A 21,321-nucleotide genomic window follows, 5' to 3' on the forward strand; every position below is an offset into this window, starting at 1 on the left:
CATCGAGAAGAGAATGCCGATGACCGAGCAGGCCACCGGGGCCCATCCGCAGCCGCGGCCCCGATCCGGAGGACAGCAGTCCGCCCCCGTCGAGCACGTCACGGGTGCGCAGTCCCTCATCCGCTCCCTCGAGGAGGTCGGCGCTGACACGGTATTCGGCATTCCGGGCGGTGCGATCCTGCCGGCCTACGACCCGCTGATGGACTCGACGCGGGTGCGCCACGTCCTGGTCCGCCACGAGCAGGGCGCCGGCCACGCGGCCACCGGCTACGCGCAGGCCACCGGCAAGGTCGGCGTCTGCATGGCCACCTCCGGCCCCGGCGCCACCAACCTGGTCACCCCGATCGCCGACGCGCACATGGACTCCGTGCCGATGGTGGCGATCACCGGCCAGGTCGCCTCCAGCTCGATCGGCACGGACGCCTTCCAGGAGGCGGACATCGTCGGCATCACCATGCCGATCACCAAGCACAACTTCCTCGTCACCAGGGCCGCGGACATCCCGCGGGTCATCGCGCAGGCGTTCCACATCGCCTCCACCGGCCGCCCGGGCCCGGTCCTGGTCGACATCGCCAAGGACGCCCTCCAGGCGAAGACCACCTTCACCTGGCCGCCCACCATGGACCTGCCCGGCTACCGCCCGGTGACCAAGCCGCACGCCAAGCAGATCCGCGAGGCCGCGAAGCTCATCACCGCCGCGAAGCGCCCCGTCCTCTACGTCGGCGGCGGCGTGCTGAAGGCGAAGGCGACCGCCGAGCTGAAGGTCCTCGCCGAACTGACCGGAGCGCCCGTCACCACCACCCTGATGGCGCTCGGCGCGTTCCCCGACAGCCACCCGCTGCACGTGGGAATGCCGGGCATGCACGGTGCGGTCACCGCCGTCACCGCGCTGCAGAAGGCCGACCTGATCGTCGCCCTCGGCGCCCGCTTCGACGACCGTGTCACCGGCAAGCTGGACAGTTTCGCGCCGTACGCGAAGATCGTCCACGCCGACATCGACCCGGCCGAGATCGGCAAGAACCGCGCCGCGGACGTGCCGATCGTCGGGGACGCCCGCGAGGTCATCGCCGACCTGATCCAGGCCGTGCAGAAGGAGCACAGCGAGGGCAACCAGGGCGACTACACCGCCTGGTGGAAGGACCTCAGCCGCTGGCGCGAGACCTACCCGCTCGGCTACGACCAGCCCGAGGACGGCTCGCTGTCGCCGCAGCAGGTCATCGAGCGCATCGGGCAGCTCGCCCCCGAGGGCACGATCTTCGCCGCGGGCGTCGGCCAGCACCAGATGTGGGCCGCGCACTTCGTCAAGTACGAGAAGCCGGCGACCTGGCTGAACTCCGGCGGCGCCGGAACCATGGGCTACGCCGTCCCGGCCGCCATGGGCGCCAAGGCCGGCGCGCCCGACCGGACGGTGTGGGCGATCGACGGCGACGGCTGCTTCCAGATGACCAATCAGGAGCTGACCACCTGCGCCCTCAACGGCATCCCGATCAAGGTCGCCGTCATCAACAACGGCGCCCTCGGCATGGTCCGCCAGTGGCAGACGCTGTTCTACAACCAGCGGTACTCCAACACCGTCCTGCACTCCGGTCCGGAGCACGACGGCAAGGCGCCCGCCCAGGGCACCCGCGTCCCCGACTTCGTCAAGCTGTCGGAGGCCATGGGCTGCCACGCGATCCGCTGCGAGGACCCCGCCGACCTCGACAAGGTCATCGAGGAGGCGAACGCCATCAACGACCGCCCGGTCGTCATCGACTTCATCGTCCACCAGGACGCCATGGTCTGGCCGATGGTCGCCGCCGGCACCTCCAACGACGAGATCATGGCCGCCCGGGACGTCCGCCCCGACTTCGGCGACAACGAAGACGACTGAGCGAGAGAGACGTAGAAAAGACCATGTCCAAGCACACGCTCTCCGTCCTGGTGGAGAACACGCCCGGCATCCTCGCCCGGATCGCCGCCCTGTTCTCCCGGCGCGGCTTCAACATCGACTCGCTCGCGGTCGGCGTCACCGAGCACCCCGACATCTCCCGCATCACCATCGTGGTCGGCGTCGAGGACCTCCCGCTGGAGCAGGTGACCAAGCAGCTCAACAAGCTGGTCAACGTCCTCAAGATCGTCGAGCTGGAGCCGGCGCAGGCCGTGCAGCGCGAACTCGTCCTGGTGAAGGTGCGCGCCGACAACGAGACGCGCTCGCAGATCGTCGAGATCGTCCAGCTCTTCCGCGCCAAGACCGTGGACGTCTCCCCGGACGCCGTCACGATCGAGGCGACCGGCTCGAGCGACAAGCTGTCCGCAATGCTGAAGATGCTCGAGCCGTACGGCATCAAGGAACTGGTGCAGTCCGGCACGATCGCCATCGGCCGCGGCGCCCGTTCGATCACTGACCGGTCGCTGCGCGCGCTGGACCGGTCGGCGTAACGACGGATTCGGGCGGCCGGGTGACACCGGCCGCCCGTATACCGAGACCCCGAAACTTCCCTTCCCCCCGCCGTCATACGGTGGGACGCAACACCCGTACACAAGGAGAGAACCCAAAGTGGCCGAGCTGTTCTACGACGCCGACGCCGACCTGTCCATCATCCAGGGCCGCAAGGTCGCGGTCATCGGTTACGGCAGCCAGGGCCACGCCCACGCGCTGTCGCTGCGTGACTCGGGTGTCGACGTGCGTGTCGGTCTGCACGAGGGCTCCAAGTCCAAGGCCAAGGCCGAGGAGCAGGGTCTGCGCGTCGTGACCCCGGCCGAGGCCGCCGCCGAGGCCGACGTCATCATGATCCTGATCCCGGACCCGATCCAGGCCCAGGTCTACGAGGAGTCCATCGCCCCCAACCTGTCGGACGGCAAGGCGCTGTTCTTCGCCCACGGCTTCAACATCCGCTTCGGCTTCATCAAGCCCCCGGCCGGCGTGGACGTCGCCCTGGTCGCCCCGAAGGGCCCGGGCCACCTGGTCCGCCGCCAGTACGAGGAGGGCCGCGGCGTCCCCGCGATCGCCGCCGTCGAGCAGGACGCCACCGGCAACGCCTTCCCGCTGGCCCTGTCGTACGCGAAGGCCATCGGCGGCACCCGCGCCGGCGTCATCAAGACGACCTTCACCGAGGAGACCGAGACCGACCTGTTCGGTGAGCAGGCCGTGCTGTGCGGCGGCACCGCCGCCCTGGTCAAGGCCGGCTTCGAGACCCTGGTCGAGGCGGGCTACCAGCCGGAGATCGCCTACTTCGAGTGCCTGCACGAGCTGAAGCTGATCGTGGACCTCATGTACGAGGGCGGCCTGGAGAAGATGCGCTGGTCCGTCTCCGAGACCGCCGAGTGGGGCGACTACGTCACCGGTCCGCGCATCATCACCGACGCCACCAAGGCCGAGATGAAGCAGGTCCTCACCGAGATCCAGGACGGCACCTTCGCCCAGACCTGGATGGACGAGTACCACGGCGGTCTGAAGAAGTACAACGAGTACAAGCAGCAGGACGCCGAGCACCTGCTGGAGACCACCGGCAAGCAGCTGCGCAAGCTGATGAGCTGGGTGAACGAGGAGGCGTAAGCCTCATGCCGAGGGGGTGCCGTCCCTCTCCCGTCGTCCGCCCGCACGGCAGACGGGAGAGGGACGGCACCCCCTCAGGGGCCGGAGCGAGACCGTTCCGGCCCCTTCGGCGAACCTCGGGTAACGTCGGTAGTAGGGGCGTTGTCCACCCCGTCCAGCCACGGACGGGTGATCCTTCCGCGGAGGCGCAATACGGCCCCCGCCACGCCACTAGACTGCTGAACAACACGCGTCAGGCCCACAGCGTCGTGCGTCTTCCGCGGCTAGCCCCCCTCCACCGCCTGCGGCCGTCGGGACGGCCGTCCGCATCGCACATGTGAGGACTCACGTGAGCTCGAAACCTGTCGTACTCATCGCTGAAGAGCTGTCGCCCGCCACTGTCGACGCCCTCGGTCCGGACTTCGAGATCCGGCACTGCAACGGCGCGGACCGCGCCGAACTGCTGCCGGCCATCGCCGAGGTGGACGCGATCCTGATCCGGTCGGCCACCAAGGTCGACGCCGAGGCCGTCGCCGCGGCGCGCAAGCTCAAGGTCGTCGCCCGCGCCGGCGTCGGCCTGGACAACGTCGACGTCTCCGCCGCCACCAAGGCCGGCGTGATGGTCGTCAACGCCCCCACCTCCAACATCGTGACCGCCGCCGAGCTGGCGTGCGGTCTGATCGTCGCCACCGCCCGCCACATCCCGCAGGCCAACGCCGCGCTGAAGAACGGCGAGTGGAAGCGCAGCAAGTACACGGGCGTGGAACTGGCCGAGAAGACCCTCGGTGTCGTCGGCCTCGGCCGCATCGGCGCGCTGGTCGCCCAGCGCATGTCCGGCTTCGGCATGAAGGTCGTCGCCTACGACCCCTACGTGCAGCCCGCTCGCGCCGCGCAGATGGGCGTGAAGGTCCTCTCCCTGGACGAGCTGCTCGAGGTCTCCGACTTCATCACCGTCCACCTGCCCAAGACCCCCGAGACGCTCGGCCTGATCGGCGACGAGGCCCTGCGCAAGGTCAAGCCCAGCGTGCGGATCATCAATGCCGCGCGCGGTGGCATCGTCGACGAGCAGGCCCTGTACTCCGCCCTCAAGGAGGGCCGGGTCGCCGGTGCCGGTCTCGACGTGTACGCCAAGGAGCCCTGCACGGACTCCCCGCTGTTCGAGTTCGACCAGGTCGTGTGCACCCCGCACCTCGGCGCGTCCACGGACGAGGCGCAGGAGAAGGCCGGTATCGCCGTCGCCAGGTCGGTGCGCCTCGCGCTCGCCGGTGAGCTGGTGCCGGACGCGGTCAACGTCCAGGGCGGCGTCATCGCCGAGGACGTCAAGCCGGGCCTGCCGCTGGCCGAGCGCCTCGGCCGTATCTTCACCGCGCTCGCGGGCGAGGTCGCGGTCCGCCTCGACGTCGAGGTGTACGGCGAGATCACCCAGCACGACGTGAAGGTGCTGGAGCTGTCCGCGCTCAAGGGCGTCTTCGAGGACGTCGTCGACGAGACGGTCTCCTACGTCAACGCCCCGCTGTTCGCGCAGGAGCGCGGCGTCGAGGTCCGCCTGACCACCTCTTCGGAGTCGGCCGACCACCGCAATGTCGTCACCGTGCGCGGCACGCTCGGCACCGGCGAGGAGGTGTCGGTCTCCGGCACGCTGGCCGGCCCCAAGCACGTCCAGAAGATCGTCGCCGTCGGTGACTACGACGTGGACCTGGCGCTCGCCGAGCACATGGTGGTGCTGAAGTACGAGGACCGTCCCGGTGTCGTCGGCACCGTCGGTCGCATCCTCGGCGAGGCGGGCATCAACATCGCCGGTATGCAGGTCGCCCGTGCGGCGGTCGGCGGCGAGGCGCTCGCCGTCCTGACCGTCGACGACACCGTGCCGGCGGGTGTGCTGACCGAGGTCGCCGCGGAGATCGGCGCCACGTCGGCCCGCTCCGTGAACCTGGTCTGATCCACCGCCACAACGCCGGGTGGGGCTGAGGGAAACCTCAGCCCCACCCGGCGTTCGTGCGTGGTCAGGCGGCGATCTCGGCCTCCGCCTGCTCCCGCACCCGTACGCCCCGCAGAGTGACGGCCGCCGCGACGGCCGCCCCCGCGAGCAGCACCGCACCCGCGATCGCCGCGCCCTGCATCCCGCTGGTGAACGCCTCCCGCGCCACCACCGCCAGCCCGGGCACCTTCTCGGCGAGGGCCAGCGCGCCGCCCAGGGTCTCGCGGGCCGCGTCCGGCGCCGAGGCCGGGATGTCGTGGCGGTAGATCGCCGTCCCGATGGAGCCGAGCACCGCCATCCCCAGCGCACCGCCGAACTCGGCGCCGGTCTCCAGCAGGGAGGAGGCGGAGCCGGCCCGTTCGGCCGGGGCGGTGCCCAGCGCCAGGTCGGTCATCTGGGAGATCACCATGACGATCCCGGAGGCCAGCACTCCGCACGCGGCCAGCACGAGCCACATCGAATCGGTGCCGGCGAGGGCCAGCATGCCGTACCCGGCGGCGGCGACGAGGAAGCCCGCCGTGACGACGTACGCCCGCTCGACACCCTTCTGCACCAGGGCCGCCGCCAGCGGTGCCGCCAAGCCGATCGGCACCGACGGCAGCAGCGCCCACAGGGCCGCCTCCATCGCGCTCTTGCCGAGCACCGACTGCAGGTACTGGGTGGTGAAGAAGGCCGAGCCCATCATGGCGAACGACGAGACCAGGTTCAGTACGACGGCCGGCGCGAAGCCCCGCCCGCGGAACAGCTCCGGCGAGATCATCGGAGAGGCCGCGGTGCGCTGGCGGTGGACGAAGCAGGCGGCGAAGACCAGACCGACCGCGATCGAGACGACGTGGCCCGCGTGCCAGCCCTGCGATGCGATCTCCTTCAGGCCGTAGATCACCGGCAGCACCGCGGCCATGGACAGCGGCACGCTCACCCAGTCGAAGCGGCCGGGCTCGGGGTTCTTCGACTCGGGCAGCAGGACCGGGCCGAGGACCAGCAGCAGCGCCATCGCGGGCAGGTTGACCAGGAAGACCGAGCCCCACCAGAAGTACTGGACGAGGACACCGCTGAGCACCGAGCCCAGCGCGATGCCGCCGGTCATCACGCCGGACCACATCCCGATCGCCTTCGCGCGCTGCGCGGGGTCGGTGAACATCGTGCGGACCATCGCCATGGTGGACGGCATCAGCGTGGCGCCGCCGATGCCGAGGACCGCGCGGGCCGCGATCAGGGTCTCGGCGCTGTTCGCGTACGCGGCGACCAGTGAGGCCGCGCCGAACGCGGTCGCGCCGATCAGCAGCAGCCGGCGGCGGCCCATGCGGTCGCCCAGCGAGCCCATCGTCATCAGCAGACCGGCCAGCACGAACGCGTAGATGTCGAAGATCCACAGCTGCTGGGTGCCGCTCGGCTCCAGGTCGGCGCTGATCGCGGGGATCGCGAAGTACAGCACCGAGACGTCCATCGAGACCAGCAGCAGCGGAAGCATCAGCACACCGAGCGCGGTCCATTCACGGCGTCCGGCCCGGGCGGTGGGGAGCGGGGTGGTGCTCGTCGGGTTCGTCGTCATGCCCATGAATGTACGAGCGTATTAAACGCTTGTCTAGGACGTTCGTGTAATTCATCTGTATGGGACGCCCGTATGAATCCGGGTAGGGTGAGGGCATGGGACACCGTGAGGACCTGCTCGAGGGCGCCAAGCGCTGCCTGCTGCAGAAGGGCTTCCTGCGCACCACCGCGCGCGACATCGTCAAGGAGTCGGGGACCAACCTGGCCTCGATCGGCTACCACTACGGCTCGAAGGACGCCCTGCTCGTGCAGGCGTACGTCGAGCTGATCGAGAGCGTCGGCGACGACTTCGACCCCGGCTGGGGCGCGAGCGGCCAGGTGGACGCGCCACCGGGCTCGCTGGAGAGGTTCCAGGAGGTGTGGGCGGGCATCATCCGGTCGGTGCCCGCCTCACGGGCGATCTGGCTGCTCAGCTTCGAACTGCTCTTCCAGGGCGACCGGCTGCCCGAGGTGCGCAAGCTCCTGGCGGAGGCACAGGTGGAGGGACGCAAGGGCATCCTGACGCTGTTCAACGGCATCCCGGAGGCCGAGCTGGACGACGAGAGCGTCGACACCGAGGGCCGCCTCTACCAGACCCTGCTCAACGGCCTGATGGTCCAGTGGCTCTTCGACCCCGACTCGGCGACCACCGCCGACCAGCTCACCGAGGGTTTGCGCCGGGTCGTCAGGGGTGCTGCACCGAACTGACACCGGTGAGGGAAGCCCACCAAGGGGCGCGGGGAACTGCGCGAGCAACCACAACGGACCGGCAGCCGAAAACCGGGCACGAGCGCCGCAGGCACGGGCGCCGCAGGCTAGAGCCTCGCCGCCTTCAACGCCATGTGCAGCAGCAGCCGGTCCTCCCCGTCGTCCAGGTCCAGGCCCGTCAGCTGCTCGACCCGGGACAGCCGGTAGTACAGGGTCTGCCGGTGGATGCCCAGCAGGGCCGCCGTGCGCCCCGCCTGCCCCGCGCAGTCGAGGAACACCTCCGCGGTACGGGCCAGCTCGCGGTGGGCGGCGGTGAGCAGCGGGGCCACCACCGGATCCGCGGCCGCCGCGGGCGGCAGTGAGGTGAGCAGACGGTACGGCCCGATGCCGGACCACTCGGCGACGGGAGAGAAACGCCGGTCGGCCAGGGCCGCGCGCGCCGACGCCGACGCCTCCTGCCAGGCCGTGCCCAGCTCGGCGAGCCCGGTACGCGCCGCGGCGATCCCGGCCACCGAACCGGCGGCGCCGGACCCGGTGGCACCGACACCCGCCCCCGCCCGCTCCCGCAGCCGCGTCGCCACCGACACCGCCGGCGTCACGGTCTGCGTCGAGCGCAGCCGCACCAGTACCGCCAGACAGTGCTCCGTCGCCCCCCACGGCACCGTGCACAGCGCCGTCGCGCCCGGCAGGGTGCGCACCGAGGGGGCCTCGGCAGGGTCGGCCGACGGCCAGGGCGCCACGCACACCACCGTGTGCGGGCCGTCCGCGCGCACCCCCAGCGCGGTGCGCAGCTCCGCCACCGCCGCGTCCCGCTGCCAGCCCGGCTCCGCCGCCAGCACCGCCCGCAGCTCCCGGGTCAGGTCGGCGCCGTGCTGCGCCTCGTCCGCGAGCAGCGCGCCGATGCGGGCGGTCACCTCCATGGCGGCGGCCAGCTGGGCGTCGCTCGGCCCCGGTTCGCCGTCCAGCAGCCAGACGTATCCCAGGACGATCCCGCGATGGCGCACCGGCAGGCAGATGCGGCCGCGGTAGACCCCGGCCTCCGGGGTCGGCGGGATGCGGACCGGGCCGCTCGCCCGGGTGATGCCGAAGCCCTCGAACCAGGCGCGGACGGCGGCCGTGGAGCGCCGGGTGAGGATCGAGCGGGTGCGCACCGGGTCCAGCACCGTCGGATCGAGGTCGCCGTCGTCGTCGTAGGCACCGAAGGCGATCAGTTCGAAGTCCCGGTTCTCCAGCGTCGCCGGTGCGCCGAGCAGCTCCGAGATCTCGTCCACGAGTTCCTGGTAGTCACCCCTGTGTTCCGCCGTCACCCGGGCATTCTCCCGCATCTCACCCGCGCCTTCATACATCTGTCTGAGATCCCGGGCACGGATGCGTGACAGCTGTCGATGGCTGACGATCGGGGGGATCCTTAGATTTCACGGTGGTTCTCCGTGCCGTACCCGGATCGTGGGTTTTCGGCCTGGTTTTTGTTCGTAGTGGAGGTGCCCCGTGCTGGGTCCCGTGATTCTCGCCGCGTCGCGCAGCGACCGGATGCGACGCCTGATCTCGGCGGCCCCGGTGACCAAGCAGGTCGTCGACCGCTTCATCCCCGGGGAGACGGTCGACGACATCGTCCCGATCATCGAGGACCTCACGGCCAAGGGCCTGGAGCTGACGATGGACGTCGTCGGCGAGGACATCACCACGCCGGAGCAGGCGACCCACGCCCGGGACGCCTACCTGGCTCTGATCGACCACCTGAAGGACCTCCGGCTCGGCGAGCGCGTGGAGATGTCGGTGAAGCTGTCCATGTTCGGGCAGGCGCTGGAGGGCGGCCACGAGCTGGCCCTGGCCAACGTGCGCCCGGTCGTCGAGGCCGCCGCCGCGATCGGTACGACCGTGACGCTCGACGCCGAGGACCACACCACCCTCGACTCGATGTTCGCCATCCACGAGGAGCTGCGGAAGGACTTCCCGCAGACCGGCTGCGTCATCCAGGCCTACCTCTTCCGCACCGAGGCCGACGCCCGCCGGCTCGCCGCCGCGGGCAGCCGGGTGCGCCTGGTGAAGGGCGCCTACAAGGAGCCCGCGTCCGTCGCGTACCAGGACAAGCACGAGATCGACAAGGCCTACGTCCGCATCCTGCGGATCCTGATGGAGGGCGAGGGCTACCCGATGATCGGGTCCCACGACCCGCGCCTGATCGCCATCGCGCAGGAGCTCGCCCACCGCGCCGGGCGCAAGCTGGACGAGTACGAGTTCCAGATGCTGTACGGCATCCGCGGTGAGGAGCACCTGCGGCTGGCCGCCGAGGGCCACCGCATGCGCGTCTACACCGCCTACGGCACCGACTGGTACGGCTACTTCATGCGGCGCCTCGCGGAGAAGCCGGCCAACCTGCGCTTCTTCGCCCGCTCGATGCTCACCAAGGGCTGAGACCGAAACACCGCTCACCTCAAGGAGTTACGGAAAACATGGACGCTGTGACCCAGGTCCCCACCCCCGTCAACGAGCCGGTGCACGGCTACGCCCCCGGCTCGCCCGAGCGTGCCCGGCTGGATGCCAAGCTCAAGGAGCTGGCCGAGAACCCGATCGACCTGCCGTGCACCATCGACGGTGAGCAGCGGATGGGCGGCGGCGAGCCGTTCCAGGTCGTGCAGCCGCACAACCACAAGGCCGTCCTGGGCACCTTCCGCCACGCCACGAAGGCGGACGCGCAGGACGCCATCGACGCTGCCCTCGCGGCCGCCCCCGCCTGGCGGGCGCTGTCCTTCGACGACCGCGCCGCGATCTTCCTGCGCGCCGCCGAACTGCTGTCCGGCCCGTGGCGCGAGACGCTGGCCGCCTCCACGATGCTCGGCCAGTCCAAGACCGCCCAGCAGGCCGAGATCGACACCCCCTGCGAGCTGGTCGACTTCTGGCGGTTCAACGTCCACTACGCCCGCCAGATCCTGGCCGAGCAGCCCCCGGCCAACTCCCCGGGCGTGTGGAACCGACTCGACCACCGCCCGCTGGAGGGCTTCGTCTACGCGATCACGCCGTTCAACTTCACGGCCATCGCCGGCAACCTGCCCACCGCGCCCGCCCTCATGGGCAACGTCGTGGTCTGGAAGCCGTCCCCGACGCAGACCCATGCCGCCGTGCTGCTGATGCGGCTGCTGGAGGAGGCGGGCCTGCCCAAGGGCGTCATCAACCTGCTCACCGGTGACGGCATCGAGGTCTCCGAGGTCGCCCTGAACCACCGCGACCTGGCCGGCATCCACTTCACCGGTTCGACCAAGACCTTCCAGTACCTGTGGAAGACGGTCGGCGCCAACATCGAGAAGTACCGCTCCTACCCGCGTCTGGTCGGCGAGACCGGCGGCAAGGACTTCGTCGTCGCCCACCCGAGCGCGGACCGTGCGGTGCTCAAGACCGCGCTGACGCGTGGCTCCTTCGAGTTCCAGGGGCAGAAGTGCTCGGCGACCTCCCGGGCGTACATCCCGGCGTCGATCTGGAACGACGGCTTCAAGGAGGAGTTCGCGGCCGAGATCGACGGCATCGCCATGGGTGACGTCACCGACCTGACGAACTTCATCGGCGCCGTCATCGACGAGCGGGCCTTCGCCAAGAACAAGGCCGCGATCGACCGGGCCGCGTCCGACCCGGCGTGCACGATCGTCGCGGGCGGTTCCTACGACGACTCGGTCGGCTACTTCGTCCGGCCGACCGTCATCGAGTGCACCGACCCGGAGAACGAGGTGTTCACCACCGAGTACTTCGGTCCGATCCTCGCGGTGTACGTCTACGAGGACGACGCGTACGACGAGATGCTGGACCAGATGGAGTCGGTGTCGGCCTACGCGCTGACGGGCTCGGTCATCGCCAACGACCGCGCGGCTGCCGCGTACACGATGGAGAAGCTGCGGTACGCGGCCGGCAACTTCTACATCAACGACAAGTCGACCGGTGCCGTGGTCGGGCAGCAGCCCTTCGGTGGCGGGCGGGCCTCCGGGACCAACGACAAGGCCGGTGCGCCGCAGAACCTGCAGCGGTGGACGCTGACCCGCGCCATCAAGGAGACGCTGGTGCCGCCGACCGAGTACGGCTACCCGCACATGGGCTGACGGCCCTTTGCGGGTACGCCGACGGGCCGGGTCTTCCGCACGGGACCCGGCCCGTCGGCGTACCCGGGCTACTCCGCGATCTCGGTGCGCTCCCACCACTCGTACACCGGTAGCCGGCCCTGGTCCGTGTCCTGGTGCCGTGGGGTGGACCGGAAGTGCTCGTATCCGCCCCGGTGGGGGATCTTCAGCTCCGTCCCGGGCGGAGTGATCGGGACGATCCGCTCCGGCAGGTCCTCGGGGCCGCCTTCCAGTACTGCTTTGGCCGCGTTGGTCATGGAGGCATCGTTCCCGGGGTTGTGCGGGGTGTCCCGGACGGGGGTGAGGATCAGCCGTCCGGGGGAGTTGCGGGGTCGCGCCCGTGCGGGTGCGTTGTGGTTGCTCGCGCCCACGCGGCGGAGCCGCATGTCGAATACAGCCCCGCGTACGCGGCTGCCGGCCGTCATCTGGCTCAAGCTGCGGGCAGTCGTGCCGGTGGGGCGGCGCGGGTGGGCCGGGGGTCGCCGCCACCCCCGGCCGGCGCAGTACCGCCTACGCGGAAACGCAGGTCAGCGGCGTGTGACGCAGTTCGCCGTCTCAGATAGTAGGAAGTCCGAGTAATTGTGCAGACAGGCGCGCCGTCCTGTCCTAGCTTTGTAGGAGCCGAACGTCTCGCTAGACCAAGCGATGGGCGGACGTGAGCCGGGCCCCATGCAGGCAACCCCTGCGGCCCCGTCGCTCCCCGCCGCTTCCGGCGTCTCGTAACCCCCTTTCCGCGCTCCGCGTTTGTCCGAAGGAGTCGATCCCCCATGGCCGAGACGATCGTCCGCCGCCGAGTCCGCCACGTCTCCGGTACGAGCGAGTCCGACCGCAAGAACGCCGCCGCCGCCCTCCAGCGCGCTCTCGACCGCCGTGACAACGGCGGCGCCACCGGCCACTGAAAGACCCGCAGGCACGCCCGCTCCTTGTCCGGATGGCGGACGGTCCGTGTCATCCCATGGGACGAGGAGTAGGGTGCCCGCATGTCTCGCAGCATCGATCTCGCAGTGATCCCCGGTGACGGCATCGGGCAGGAAGTCGTGGCCGAAGGCCTCAAGGTCCTCTCCGCCGTCCTCCCGCAGGATGTGAAGCTGGAGACCAAGGAGTACGACTTCGGCGCCCGCCGCTACCACTCCACCGGTGAGACCCTCACCGACGACGACCTGGCCCGGCTCAAGGGGCACGACGCCATTCTGCTCGGCGCCATCGGTGACCCGTCCGTGCCGTCGGGCGTGCTGGAGCGCGGCTTCCTGCTGAAGCTGCGGTTCGCCTTCGACCACCACGTCAACCTGCGTCCGAGCAAGCTGCTCCCGGGGGTCGCCACCCCGCTCGCCGGTGAGCCGCAGATCGACTTCGTGGTGGTGCGCGAGGGCACCGAGGGGCCCTACACCGGCAACGGCGGCACCATCCGCAAGGGCACCGAGCACGAGGTCGCCACCGAGGTCTCCGTGAACACGGCCTTCGGTGTCGAGCGCGTGGTGCGCGACGCCTTCGCGCGTGCCCAGGCGCGCCCGCGCAAGAAGCTCACGCTCGTGCACAAGAACAACGTGCTGACCTTCGCCGGCCACCTGTGGACGAACATCTTCAACAAGGTGGCCGAGGAGTACCCCGAGGTCACCACCGAGTACATCCACGTCGACGCGGCCACCATCTACCTGGTGACCCAGCCCGAGCGGTTCGACGTGATCGTCACCGACAACCTCTTCGGCGACATCATCACCGACCTCGCCGCGGCCGTCTCCGGCGGCATCGGCGTCGCGGCCTCCGGCAACATCAACCCGAGCCGCGAGTTCCCGTCCATGTTCGAGCCGGTCCACGGCTCGGCCCCGGACATCGCCGGCCAGGGCAAGGCCGACCCCAGCGCCACGGTCCTGTCCGTCGCCCTGCTGCTGCGCCACCTCGGCTACGAGGCCGAGGCGGCCCGGATCGAGGACGCGGTCGCCGCCGACCTCGCCGAGCGCGTGGGCAAGCCCGCCCGCTCCACGTCGGAAATCGGCGACGCGCTCGCCGTACGCGTAGCCGGCTGATCCGGTGCGCTCCTGAAGAACCACTTCGAAGCCGCCGGGTCGCCTTGACGCACCCGGCGGCTTTCCCTGTGCGGCGCCGGGTGGAACCATCGACCCCTGGGCCGCCCCACCCGGATTCCTTCAGCCGCCGCCCCCGCGCGATAATCGAACGCGGAGCCGCGACATGAGGGAAAGCTCGGACGTCCTAGCACTGGCCGGAAACGGTCCTTGCCTGGCATGAAGGAGCGCGGCCCGTCACGACAACCGGTGAAGGACAACCACTCATGACGACGCCCACGATCGAGCTCAAGCCCTCCGCCCACCCGCTGCCCGCCGCGGAGCGCGAGGCGATCCTCGCCAGCCCCGGGTTCGGCCGCCACTTCACCGACCACATGGTGACGATCAAGTGGACGGAGGGACGCGGCTGGCACGACGCGCAGCTCGTCCCGTACGGCCCCATCTCCCTCGACCCCTCCAGCCACGTCCTTCACTACGGGCAGGAGATCTTCGAGGGGCTCAAGGCGTACCGCCAGCCCGACGGCTCGGTCGCGGTCTTCCGCCCGGAGGCCAACGCCCGCCGCTTCCGCAACTCCGCGCGGCGGATGGCGATGGCCGAGCTGCCCGAGGAGCTGTTCATCGCCGCCCTGGACGCGCTGCTCTCCCAGGACGGCGACTGGGTGCCGCCGCACGGCGGTGAGGAGTCGCTCTACCTGCGGCCTTTCATGTTCGCCTCGGAGACCGGCCTCGGGGTCCACCCGGCCAACGAGTACCTGTTCATGGTGATCGCCTCCCCGTCCGGCGCCTACTTCGCGGGCGGCGTCAAGCCCGTCACCATCTGGGTCTCCGAGGACCACGTCCGCGCCGTCCCGGGCGGCACCGGCGACGCCAAGACCGGCGGCAACTACGCCGCCTCCCTGCTGCCGCAGGCCGAGGCCGCCGCCAACGGCTGCGACCAGGTGGTCTACCTCGACGCGGTGACCCGCACCAAGGTCGAGGAGTCCGGCAGCATGAACGTCGCCTTCGTCTACGGCGACCGGATCGTCACCCCGGCCCTGACCGGCTCCATCCTCGAGGGCATCACCCGCGACTCCCTGCTCCAGGTCGCCCGTGACCTCGGCTACACCGCCGAGGAGGGTGTGATCACCCTCCAGCAGTGGCGGGAGGACGCCGCCTCCGGCGCGCTCACCGAGGTCTTCGCCTGCGGCACCGCCGCCGTCGTCACCCCGATCGGCCACGTCAAGACCAAGTCGGACGCCTGGAGCCACGGCGACGGCACTCCCGGCCCGGTCACCCTCCGGCTGCGTGAGGCGCTGCTCGGCCTCCAGCGCGGCATCACCGAGGACAAGCACGGCTGGATGCACAAGCTCGGCTGATTCGTTCGATGGACAACAGCAGGGCCGCCTCGGACAGCGCGTCCGGGGCGGCCCTGCCGTGTGTCGGCCCGGGCCGGCCGTCCGTCCTCGGCCGGCCCGGGGGTCTGGGGATCAGTGGCCGGCGGTCATCGTCTCGGCCGGTGCCGCGGGGGCGGCCGGGAGGGCCGGTACGCCCGCCCCCCGGGCCGTCAGGGCCAGGTAGACGACACCGCCGACCAGGCCCGACAGCAGGAAGCTGCAGTCCACGCCACCGGTGTAGGTCAGCAGCGGGCCCTCGTACTCCGGCAGCGACACCGCCAGCAGGCCGACGAACGCGCCGATCGCCCAGGAGACGGCGGCCTGGACGTTCCAGCCGGCCCGGTACCAGTAGATGCCGCCGTGCGAGCGGCGGTTGAAGACCTGCAGCGCGTCCGCGTCGTACCGGCCACGGCAGCGGGCGAATCCGATCAGGGTGATGACGGCCCACGGGGTGCCGATCGCGGTGAGCAGCAGCACGAACGACGTCATCGCCGCCTGCGCGTCCCACAGGAAGTGGCCGACGAAGACGCAGGCCGTGGCGACGATCGCGACGGTGAGGGTGGCGCGGGCGCGGGAGGCGCGCGGCAGGATCGCGTCCAGGTCGAGGCCCATCGAGTACAGCATCAGACCGGCGTTGCCGACCGAGCCGGCGGAGGCGGCCAGCAGCAGCGGGATCAGGTACCAGGTGGGGGAGGCGTTCACCAGCGGGCCGGCGTAGTCGAGCGCGGCGCGGGCGCCGTAGGCGGTGAAGGTGCCGAAGAGCTGCGGCACCAGCAGGCCGAGGACCAGGCCGAGCCAGGTGGCGTGCAGGATGCGGCGCGGGGCGTGACGGCGGGGGGAGATGTAGCGGGTGTAGTCGCCGAGCAGGGTGATGAAGGCGATCGGCCCGGACAGGCCCGCGGCCACCGCCGACAGCAGCCAGGTCGGCCAGTAGCCGCCCAGCAGATAGCCGCCGGCCTCGGGCAGCGCGGCGGTGGTGAAGTGCGGGGCGTAGGCGAACAGGCCGAGCGCCAGCAGGGCCGTCATGCCGACGGCCAGCACGCGGGACATGGTCAGCAGCACCTTGTAGCCGTACACCGCGCCCGCGACGGTCGCCCCGGCCAGCAGCGCGTAGACCACGCCGTACGACATGCCGTTGGCCGGGAGGCCGAAGAGGCGGCCGAGCACGCTGACCGAGACGTCGCCGCCGACCCACACCGTCAGGGCGGTGTAGCCGAGGGCGAGCAGCAGGCCGACGATCGAGCCGATCAGCCGGCCGCGCACGCCGAACTGGGCGCCGGAGGAGGTGGACAGGTTGGTCGCGGTGCGCAGCGAGATCAGCGCCAGCGGCGCCGTCAGCGCCGTACCGACGACCGTGCCCGCGACGATCGAGGTGATCGAGGACCAGAAGTCGAGGCCGAAGGAGGCCGGCAGCCAGCCGAAGACGATGACACCCAGGCAGAGGTTGGAGCCGAGAAGGATCGATACGAGGTCCCGCGGTCCGCTGGTGCGTTCCTCGTCGGGGATCGTGTCGACTCCGCGCTGTTCGATGGGCATGTGTGGGTCTCCTTCGACGGCCACCTGAGGTTTAGAGCGACGTTCAATGTGACGTGTGCAGAGGTGGCTCGTCAATATTTCCGTTGCGTGAATCCGGTGTTTAGAGTGGTGCTCTAAAGCGAGGAAGGCAAGGAGGTGCCGCGAGGTGAGACTGACCCCCACGGAACGTGACCGGCTGCTGCTCTTCGGAGCTGCCGAGCTGGCGCGTGCCCGCAGGGCCCGCGGGCTGAGGCTGAACGTCCCGGAGGCGACCGCGCTGATCGCGGACACCGTCTGCGAGGCCGCCCGGGACGGCAAGCGGCTCGCCGAGGCCATCGAGGCGGCCCGCTCGGTGCTCGGCCCGGACGACGTCCTGCCGGGCGTCGCCGACGTGGTCACCGAGGTGATGGTCGAGGCCGTCTTCGACGACGGCTCCCGGCTCGCCGTCGTCTCCGACCCCATCGGCGGAGGCCTCGGCGATGACGCCCCGGGCGCGCTGCTGCCCGGCCCGATGCACTCCGACCCCGAGCCGGCTCTCCGGCTCACGGTCACCAACACCGCGACCGTGCCGGTGTCGGTCACCTCGCACTTCCACTTCTTCGAGGCCAACCCCCGCCTGGACTTCGACCGCGAGCAGTCCTACGGCATGCGGCTCGCCGTCCCCGCCGGGTCCTCCGTGCGCTTCGGGCCGGGCGAGACGCACGAGGTCGGTCTGGTGCCGATCGGCGGCGAACGGATCGCGATCGGCTTCGCCGGCCTGGTCGACGGGCCGCTGGACGCGCCGGGCGCGAAGGACGAGGCCCTGCGCCGGGCCGCCGCCTGCGGCTACCTCGGCGCAGGGGACACCCACCAGAAGGAGGCCGAGCGATGAGCCGCCCCGGAGGCCACCCCGCCGAAGCCCGCCACCTCACGCCGCAGGAGTACGCGGCCACGCACGGCCCCCGCGCCGGCGACCGCGTCCGCCTCGGCGACAGCGGGCTGACCATCAAGGTCGAGTCCGACGCGCAGAAGTACGGCGACGAGTTCCTCGCCGGCTTCGGCAAGACCGCCCGCGACGGCCTGCACCTGAAGGCCGCCGCCGTCCGGGACACCTGCGACGTCGTGATCAGCAACGTCGTCGTGATCGACGCCGTGCAGGGCATCCGCAAGGTGTCCATCGGCATCCGCGAGGGCCGCATCTGCGGGATCGGGCGGGCCGGCAACCCCGACACCCTCGACGGCGTCGACGTCGTCGTCGGCACGGGCACGTCGATCGTCTCGGGCGAGGGGCTGATCGCCACCGCCGGCGCCGTCGACACGCATGTCCACCTGCTGTCGCCGCGCATCATGGAGGCCTCGCTCGCCTCCGGTGTCACCACGATCATCGGGCAGGAGTTCGGCCCGGTGTGGGGCGTCGGCGTGAACTCGCCGTGGGCGCTGCGCCACGCCTTCAACGCCTTCGACGCCTGGCCGGTCAACATCGGCTTCCTGGGGCGGGGCTCGTCCTCCCACGCGGCACCTCTGGTGGAGGCGCTGGCCGAGGGCGGCGCGTCCGGCTTCAAGGTGCACGAGGACATGGGCGCGCACACCCGCGCGCTGGACACCGCGCTGCGGGTCGCCGAGGAGCACGACGTGCAGGTCGCCCTGCACAGCGACGGCCTCAACGAGTGCCTGTCGGTGGAGGACACCCTCCGGGTGCTGGAGGGCCGCACCATCCACGCCTTCCACATCGAGGGCTGCGGCGGCGGACACGTCCCCAACGTGCTGAAGATGGCCGGTGTCCCCAACGTCATCGGCTCGTCGACGAATCCGACGCTGCCCTTCGGCCGGGACGCGGTCGCCGAGCACTACGGCATGATCGTCTCCGTCCACGACCTCAAGCCCGACCTGCCCGGCGACGCCGCCATGGCCCGCGACCGCATCCGCGCCGGGACGATGGGCGCCGAGGACGTGCTGCACGACCTGGGCGCGATCGGCATCACCTCCTCCGACGCCCAGGGCATGGGCCGGGCCGGCGAGACCGTGCGCCGCACCTTCGCCATGGCCGGCAAGATGAAGACCGAGCTGGGCGGTCCGGACACCGACCACGACAACGAGCGCGTCCTGCGCTACATGGCCAAGCTGACCATCAACCCGGCCATCGCGCACGGTCTCGCCCACGAGGTCGGCTCGCTGGAGGTCGGCAAGCTCGCCGACATCGTGCTGTGGCGGCCGGAGTACTTCGGCGCCAAGCCGCAGCTCGTCCTGAAGTCCGGCTTCCCCGCCTACGGTGTGGTCGGCGACCCCAACGCGGCCACCGACACCTGCGAACCCCTCGTGCTGGGACCGCAGTTCGGTGCCTTCGGTGCCACCGCCGCCGACATCTCCGTCGCGTTCGTCGCCCAGGCCGCCGTCGACCAGGGCAACGACACGATGCCCACCCGGCGCCGCCGGGTCGCCGTGCGCGGCACTCGCGGCATCGGCCCGGCCGACCTGCGGCTCAACTCCCGTACCGGACAGGTCGACGTGGACCAGCGCACCGGCCTGGTCACCCTCGACGGCGAGCCGCTCAGCTCGGAGCCCGCCGACTCCGTCTCCCTCAACCGCCTCTACTTCCTCTAAGGACGCCCTGGATGAGCACCCCCGCCGCCGACGGCTTCTCCATGCCCGCCGAGTGGACCCCGCACGAGCGGACCTGGATGGCCTGGCCGAGCCCCAACCCCACCTTCGACGACCCCGAGGACCTCGCCGCGTCCCGGATCGCCTGGGCGTCGGTCGCCCGCGCGATCCGCCGCTTCGAGCCGGTCACCGTGGTCTGCGGTCCCGGCCAGTCCACCGAGGCCGCCACCCTGCTCGGCGAGGGCATCGAGGTCGTCGAGCGTGAACTCGACGACGCCTGGATGCGCGACATCGGCCCCACGTTCCTCACCAACGGCCGTGGCGAACTCGCCGCCGTGGACTGGACGTTCAACGGCTGGGGTGCCCAGGACTGGGCCCGCTGGGAGCACGATTCCAAGATCGGCGCCTATGTCTCCGACCTCGCCGGTGCCAAGACGTACGCCTCGCAATTGGTCAACGAGGGCGGCGCGATCCACGTCGACGGCGAGGGCACCGTGCTGCTCACCGAGACCGTGCAGCTCGGCCCCGAGCGCAACCCGCACTGGACCAGGGAGCAGGTCGAGGCGGAGATCCACGCCCACCTCGGCACGAGCAAGGCGATCTGGCTGCCGCGCGGCCTCACCGGCGACTACCCGCCCTACGGCTTCGGCACCCTCGGCCACGTCGACATCGTCGCCGCCTTCGCCCGACCCGGCGTCGTCGTCGCCCACCACCAGCCCGACCCGGCCCACCCGGACCACGAGGTCACCAAGGAGGTCATCTCCCTCCTGCGCTCCCAGACCGACGCCCGTGGCCGCACGCTGGAGGTCGTCGAGGTGCCCGCCCCGACCGTGCTGGAGGCCGACGGCCACTGGGCCGACTACTCCTACATCAACCACTACCTGTGCAACGGCGGCGTCGTGCTGTGCGGCTTCGGCGACCCGCGCGACGAGATCGCGGCCGGCATCTTCCGCAAGCTCTTCCCCGAGCGGACGGTGACCCTGGTGGACGCGCGTACGATCTTCGCGGGTGGGGGCGGTATCCACTGCATCACCCAGCAGCAGCCCAAGGTCTGACCCGCAGACCCGTCCGAGACGCAGGAGCAGCAGATGGCCGGTGCGGCCCGTGCGCGCAGGAACGCGCCGCCGCGCGAGGAGGTCCTCACCTCCGCCATGGACATGATCGCCGAGCGCGGTCTGGAGAAGCTCACCATGGCGGGGCTGGGCCGCGAGGTCGGCATGAGCAGCGGCCATCTGCTGTACTACTTCCGCTCCAAGGACGAACTGCTGCTGCAGACCCTGGAGTGGAGCGAGGGCCGTCTGGGCGCCGAGCGCGCCCGGCTGCTGACGAGCGGCGGCACCGCCCGCGAACGGCTGGCGGGCTACGTCGACCTGTACGTCCCCGACGGCCACCGCGACCCGCACTGGACGCTGTGGCTCGAGGTGTGGAACCGCTCGCAGAACGCCGACGACGACGCCCGGGTCCGCCAGGCCGCCATCGAGGGCGCTTGGCACCGCGACCTGGTCGCCCTCCTCGCCGAGGGCATCTCGCACGGCGAGTTCCGCGCCGTCGACCCCGACCGTTTCGCGTCCCGGCTGCGGGCTCTGCTGGACGGCTTCTCCATCCATGTGGCGATCGGACTGCGCGGCACCGACCGGGCACAGATCCTCGGCCACGTACGGGAGTTCATCGACGACTCGCTCCTCGCGGACGGCTGATCCCGCGTCCGGGCGGCGTCGTCGTCCGGACCCGGGCGCACCCGGTCGCGCGAGAGCTGACCGGTGCCGCGCTCGCATCCTGAGACGGGCGGTGAGCGCGCGGGCGAATTGTGCCAGACTGCCCTCGTGCTCTCGTTCGCCACGATTATTGGCAGCAGGCGCGCCGGTCCGCAGTGACCGCCACGTACGACCAGGTACGGGCGGCCACCGTCGTCCTCGACCCGCGCGCAGACCTCTCGCACCCGCGAGGGGTTTTTCTGTTTCCTGGCCCACCTTCAGCCGGGAGTCAGGCGCGAGGGACCATT

At 70.8% G+C, this 21,321-nt stretch carries 18 protein-coding genes; 14 read left to right on the forward strand and 4 right to left on the reverse strand.

The genetic code is table 11. The features are described 5' to 3' along the window. The first annotated feature begins 13 nt into the window (after positions 1-13). From ACF1GV_RS33065 to serA, 4 genes are all read left to right on the forward strand, one after another. Positions 14-1,870 (forward strand): acetolactate synthase large subunit, encoded by a 1,857-nt coding sequence (locus ACF1GV_RS33065; RefSeq protein WP_391688230.1) that lies wholly within the window; start codon positions 14-16, stop codon positions 1,868-1,870. A 23-nt stretch (positions 1,871-1,893) separates the two neighbouring features. Next, complete coding sequence (gene ilvN / locus ACF1GV_RS33070; protein WP_363262300.1) at positions 1,894-2,418, forward strand: acetolactate synthase small subunit; 525 nt, start codon at positions 1,894-1,896, stop codon at positions 2,416-2,418. Positions 2,419-2,536: 118 nt separating this feature from the next. Next, positions 2,537-3,535 (forward strand): ketol-acid reductoisomerase, encoded by a 999-nt coding sequence (gene ilvC / locus ACF1GV_RS33075; RefSeq protein ID WP_363262299.1) that lies wholly within the window; start codon positions 2,537-2,539, stop codon positions 3,533-3,535. 328 nt (positions 3,536-3,863) lie between these two features. Beyond that, complete coding sequence (gene serA, locus ACF1GV_RS33080; RefSeq protein ID WP_363262298.1) at positions 3,864-5,453, forward strand: phosphoglycerate dehydrogenase; 1,590 nt, start codon at positions 3,864-3,866, stop codon at positions 5,451-5,453. A 64-nt stretch (positions 5,454-5,517) separates the two neighbouring features. Here serA and ACF1GV_RS33085 read toward each other — a convergent pair whose 3' ends face one another. Continuing rightward, a complete protein-coding gene (locus ACF1GV_RS33085; RefSeq protein ID WP_391688235.1) occupies positions 5,518-7,044 on the reverse strand; it encodes an MFS transporter in 1,527 nt (508 codons plus the stop codon). Between the two features lie 95 nt (positions 7,045-7,139). Between ACF1GV_RS33085 and ACF1GV_RS33090 the strand changes: the two genes are divergently transcribed. Continuing rightward, positions 7,140-7,730 (forward strand): TetR/AcrR family transcriptional regulator, encoded by a 591-nt coding sequence (locus ACF1GV_RS33090; RefSeq protein WP_391688238.1) that lies wholly within the window; start codon positions 7,140-7,142, stop codon positions 7,728-7,730. Positions 7,731-7,837: 107 nt separating this feature from the next. On the opposite strand, the gene ACF1GV_RS33095 is transcribed toward ACF1GV_RS33090, so the two are convergent. Continuing rightward, positions 7,838-9,055 (reverse strand): PucR family transcriptional regulator, encoded by a 1,218-nt coding sequence (locus ACF1GV_RS33095; protein WP_391688241.1) that lies wholly within the window; start codon positions 9,053-9,055, stop codon positions 7,838-7,840. 163 nt (positions 9,056-9,218) lie between these two features. On the opposite strand from ACF1GV_RS33095, the gene ACF1GV_RS33100 reads away from it, so the two are divergent. Together ACF1GV_RS33100 and pruA are read left to right on the forward strand one after the other, a co-directional pair. Then, positions 9,219-10,145 (forward strand): proline dehydrogenase family protein, encoded by a 927-nt coding sequence (locus tag ACF1GV_RS33100; RefSeq protein WP_391688244.1) that lies wholly within the window; start codon positions 9,219-9,221, stop codon positions 10,143-10,145. A gap of 38 nt (positions 10,146-10,183) precedes the next feature. Continuing rightward, positions 10,184-11,815 carry an L-glutamate gamma-semialdehyde dehydrogenase gene (gene pruA, locus ACF1GV_RS33105; RefSeq protein WP_391688247.1) on the forward strand — a complete coding sequence of 544 codons (1,632 nt, stop codon included), beginning with the start codon at positions 10,184-10,186 and terminating at the stop codon, positions 11,813-11,815. Positions 11,816-11,883: 68 nt separating this feature from the next. Here the strand turns inward: pruA and ACF1GV_RS33110 are convergent, their stop codons facing one another. Continuing rightward, positions 11,884-12,090 carry a DUF5988 family protein gene (locus tag ACF1GV_RS33110; RefSeq protein ID WP_391688702.1) on the reverse strand — a complete coding sequence of 69 codons (207 nt, stop codon included), beginning with the start codon at positions 12,088-12,090 and terminating at the stop codon, positions 11,884-11,886. A gap of 510 nt (positions 12,091-12,600) precedes the next feature. Between ACF1GV_RS33110 and ACF1GV_RS33115 the strand changes: the two genes are divergently transcribed. The 3 genes from ACF1GV_RS33115 to ACF1GV_RS33125 all read left to right on the forward strand — a co-directional run bounded on the left by ACF1GV_RS33115 (position 12,601) and on the right by ACF1GV_RS33125 (position 15,209). Then, positions 12,601-12,732 (forward strand): hypothetical protein, encoded by a 132-nt coding sequence (locus ACF1GV_RS33115; protein WP_391688250.1) that lies wholly within the window; start codon positions 12,601-12,603, stop codon positions 12,730-12,732. 81 nt (positions 12,733-12,813) lie between these two features. After that, entirely contained in the window at positions 12,814-13,857 is a 1,044-nt protein-coding gene (locus tag ACF1GV_RS33120; protein WP_391688253.1) for a 3-isopropylmalate dehydrogenase, read from the forward strand. Positions 13,858-14,120: 263 nt separating this feature from the next. After that, a complete protein-coding gene (locus ACF1GV_RS33125) occupies positions 14,121-15,209 on the forward strand; it encodes a branched-chain amino acid aminotransferase (RefSeq protein ID WP_391688256.1) in 1,089 nt (362 codons plus the stop codon). 111 nt (positions 15,210-15,320) lie between these two features. On the opposite strand, the gene ACF1GV_RS33130 is transcribed toward ACF1GV_RS33125, so the two are convergent. Then, positions 15,321-16,763 carry a cytosine permease gene (locus tag ACF1GV_RS33130; protein WP_391688259.1) on the reverse strand — a complete coding sequence of 481 codons (1,443 nt, stop codon included), beginning with the start codon at positions 16,761-16,763 and terminating at the stop codon, positions 15,321-15,323. A gap of 145 nt (positions 16,764-16,908) precedes the next feature. On the opposite strand from ACF1GV_RS33130, the gene ureA reads away from it, so the two are divergent. The 4 genes from ureA to ACF1GV_RS33150 are packed head-to-tail and all read left to right on the forward strand — an operon-like array spanning position 16,909 to position 21,016. After that, the gene (gene ureA / locus ACF1GV_RS33135; RefSeq protein WP_391688261.1) at positions 16,909-17,613 is read left to right on the forward strand and encodes an urease subunit gamma; all 705 of its coding nucleotides are present in this window, start codon (positions 16,909-16,911) and stop codon (positions 17,611-17,613) included. Then, positions 17,610-19,322, forward strand: a complete 1,713-nt coding sequence (locus ACF1GV_RS33140; RefSeq protein ID WP_391688264.1) for an urease subunit alpha — start codon at positions 17,610-17,612, stop codon at positions 19,320-19,322. The genes ureA and ACF1GV_RS33140 overlap by 4 nt, the downstream gene beginning before the upstream one ends. Before the next feature lie 11 nt (positions 19,323-19,333). Next, positions 19,334-20,374 (forward strand): agmatine/peptidylarginine deiminase, encoded by a 1,041-nt coding sequence (locus ACF1GV_RS33145; RefSeq protein ID WP_391688266.1) that lies wholly within the window; start codon positions 19,334-19,336, stop codon positions 20,372-20,374. 33 nt (positions 20,375-20,407) lie between these two features. Continuing rightward, complete coding sequence (locus ACF1GV_RS33150; protein ID WP_391688269.1) at positions 20,408-21,016, forward strand: TetR/AcrR family transcriptional regulator; 609 nt, start codon at positions 20,408-20,410, stop codon at positions 21,014-21,016. The last annotated feature ends 305 nt before the right edge of the window (positions 21,017-21,321 follow it).

Source organism: Streptomyces sp. NPDC014006 (genome assembly GCF_043088925.1).
In the GTDB taxonomy this organism is placed as follows: domain Bacteria; phylum Actinomycetota; class Actinomycetes; order Streptomycetales; family Streptomycetaceae; genus Streptomyces.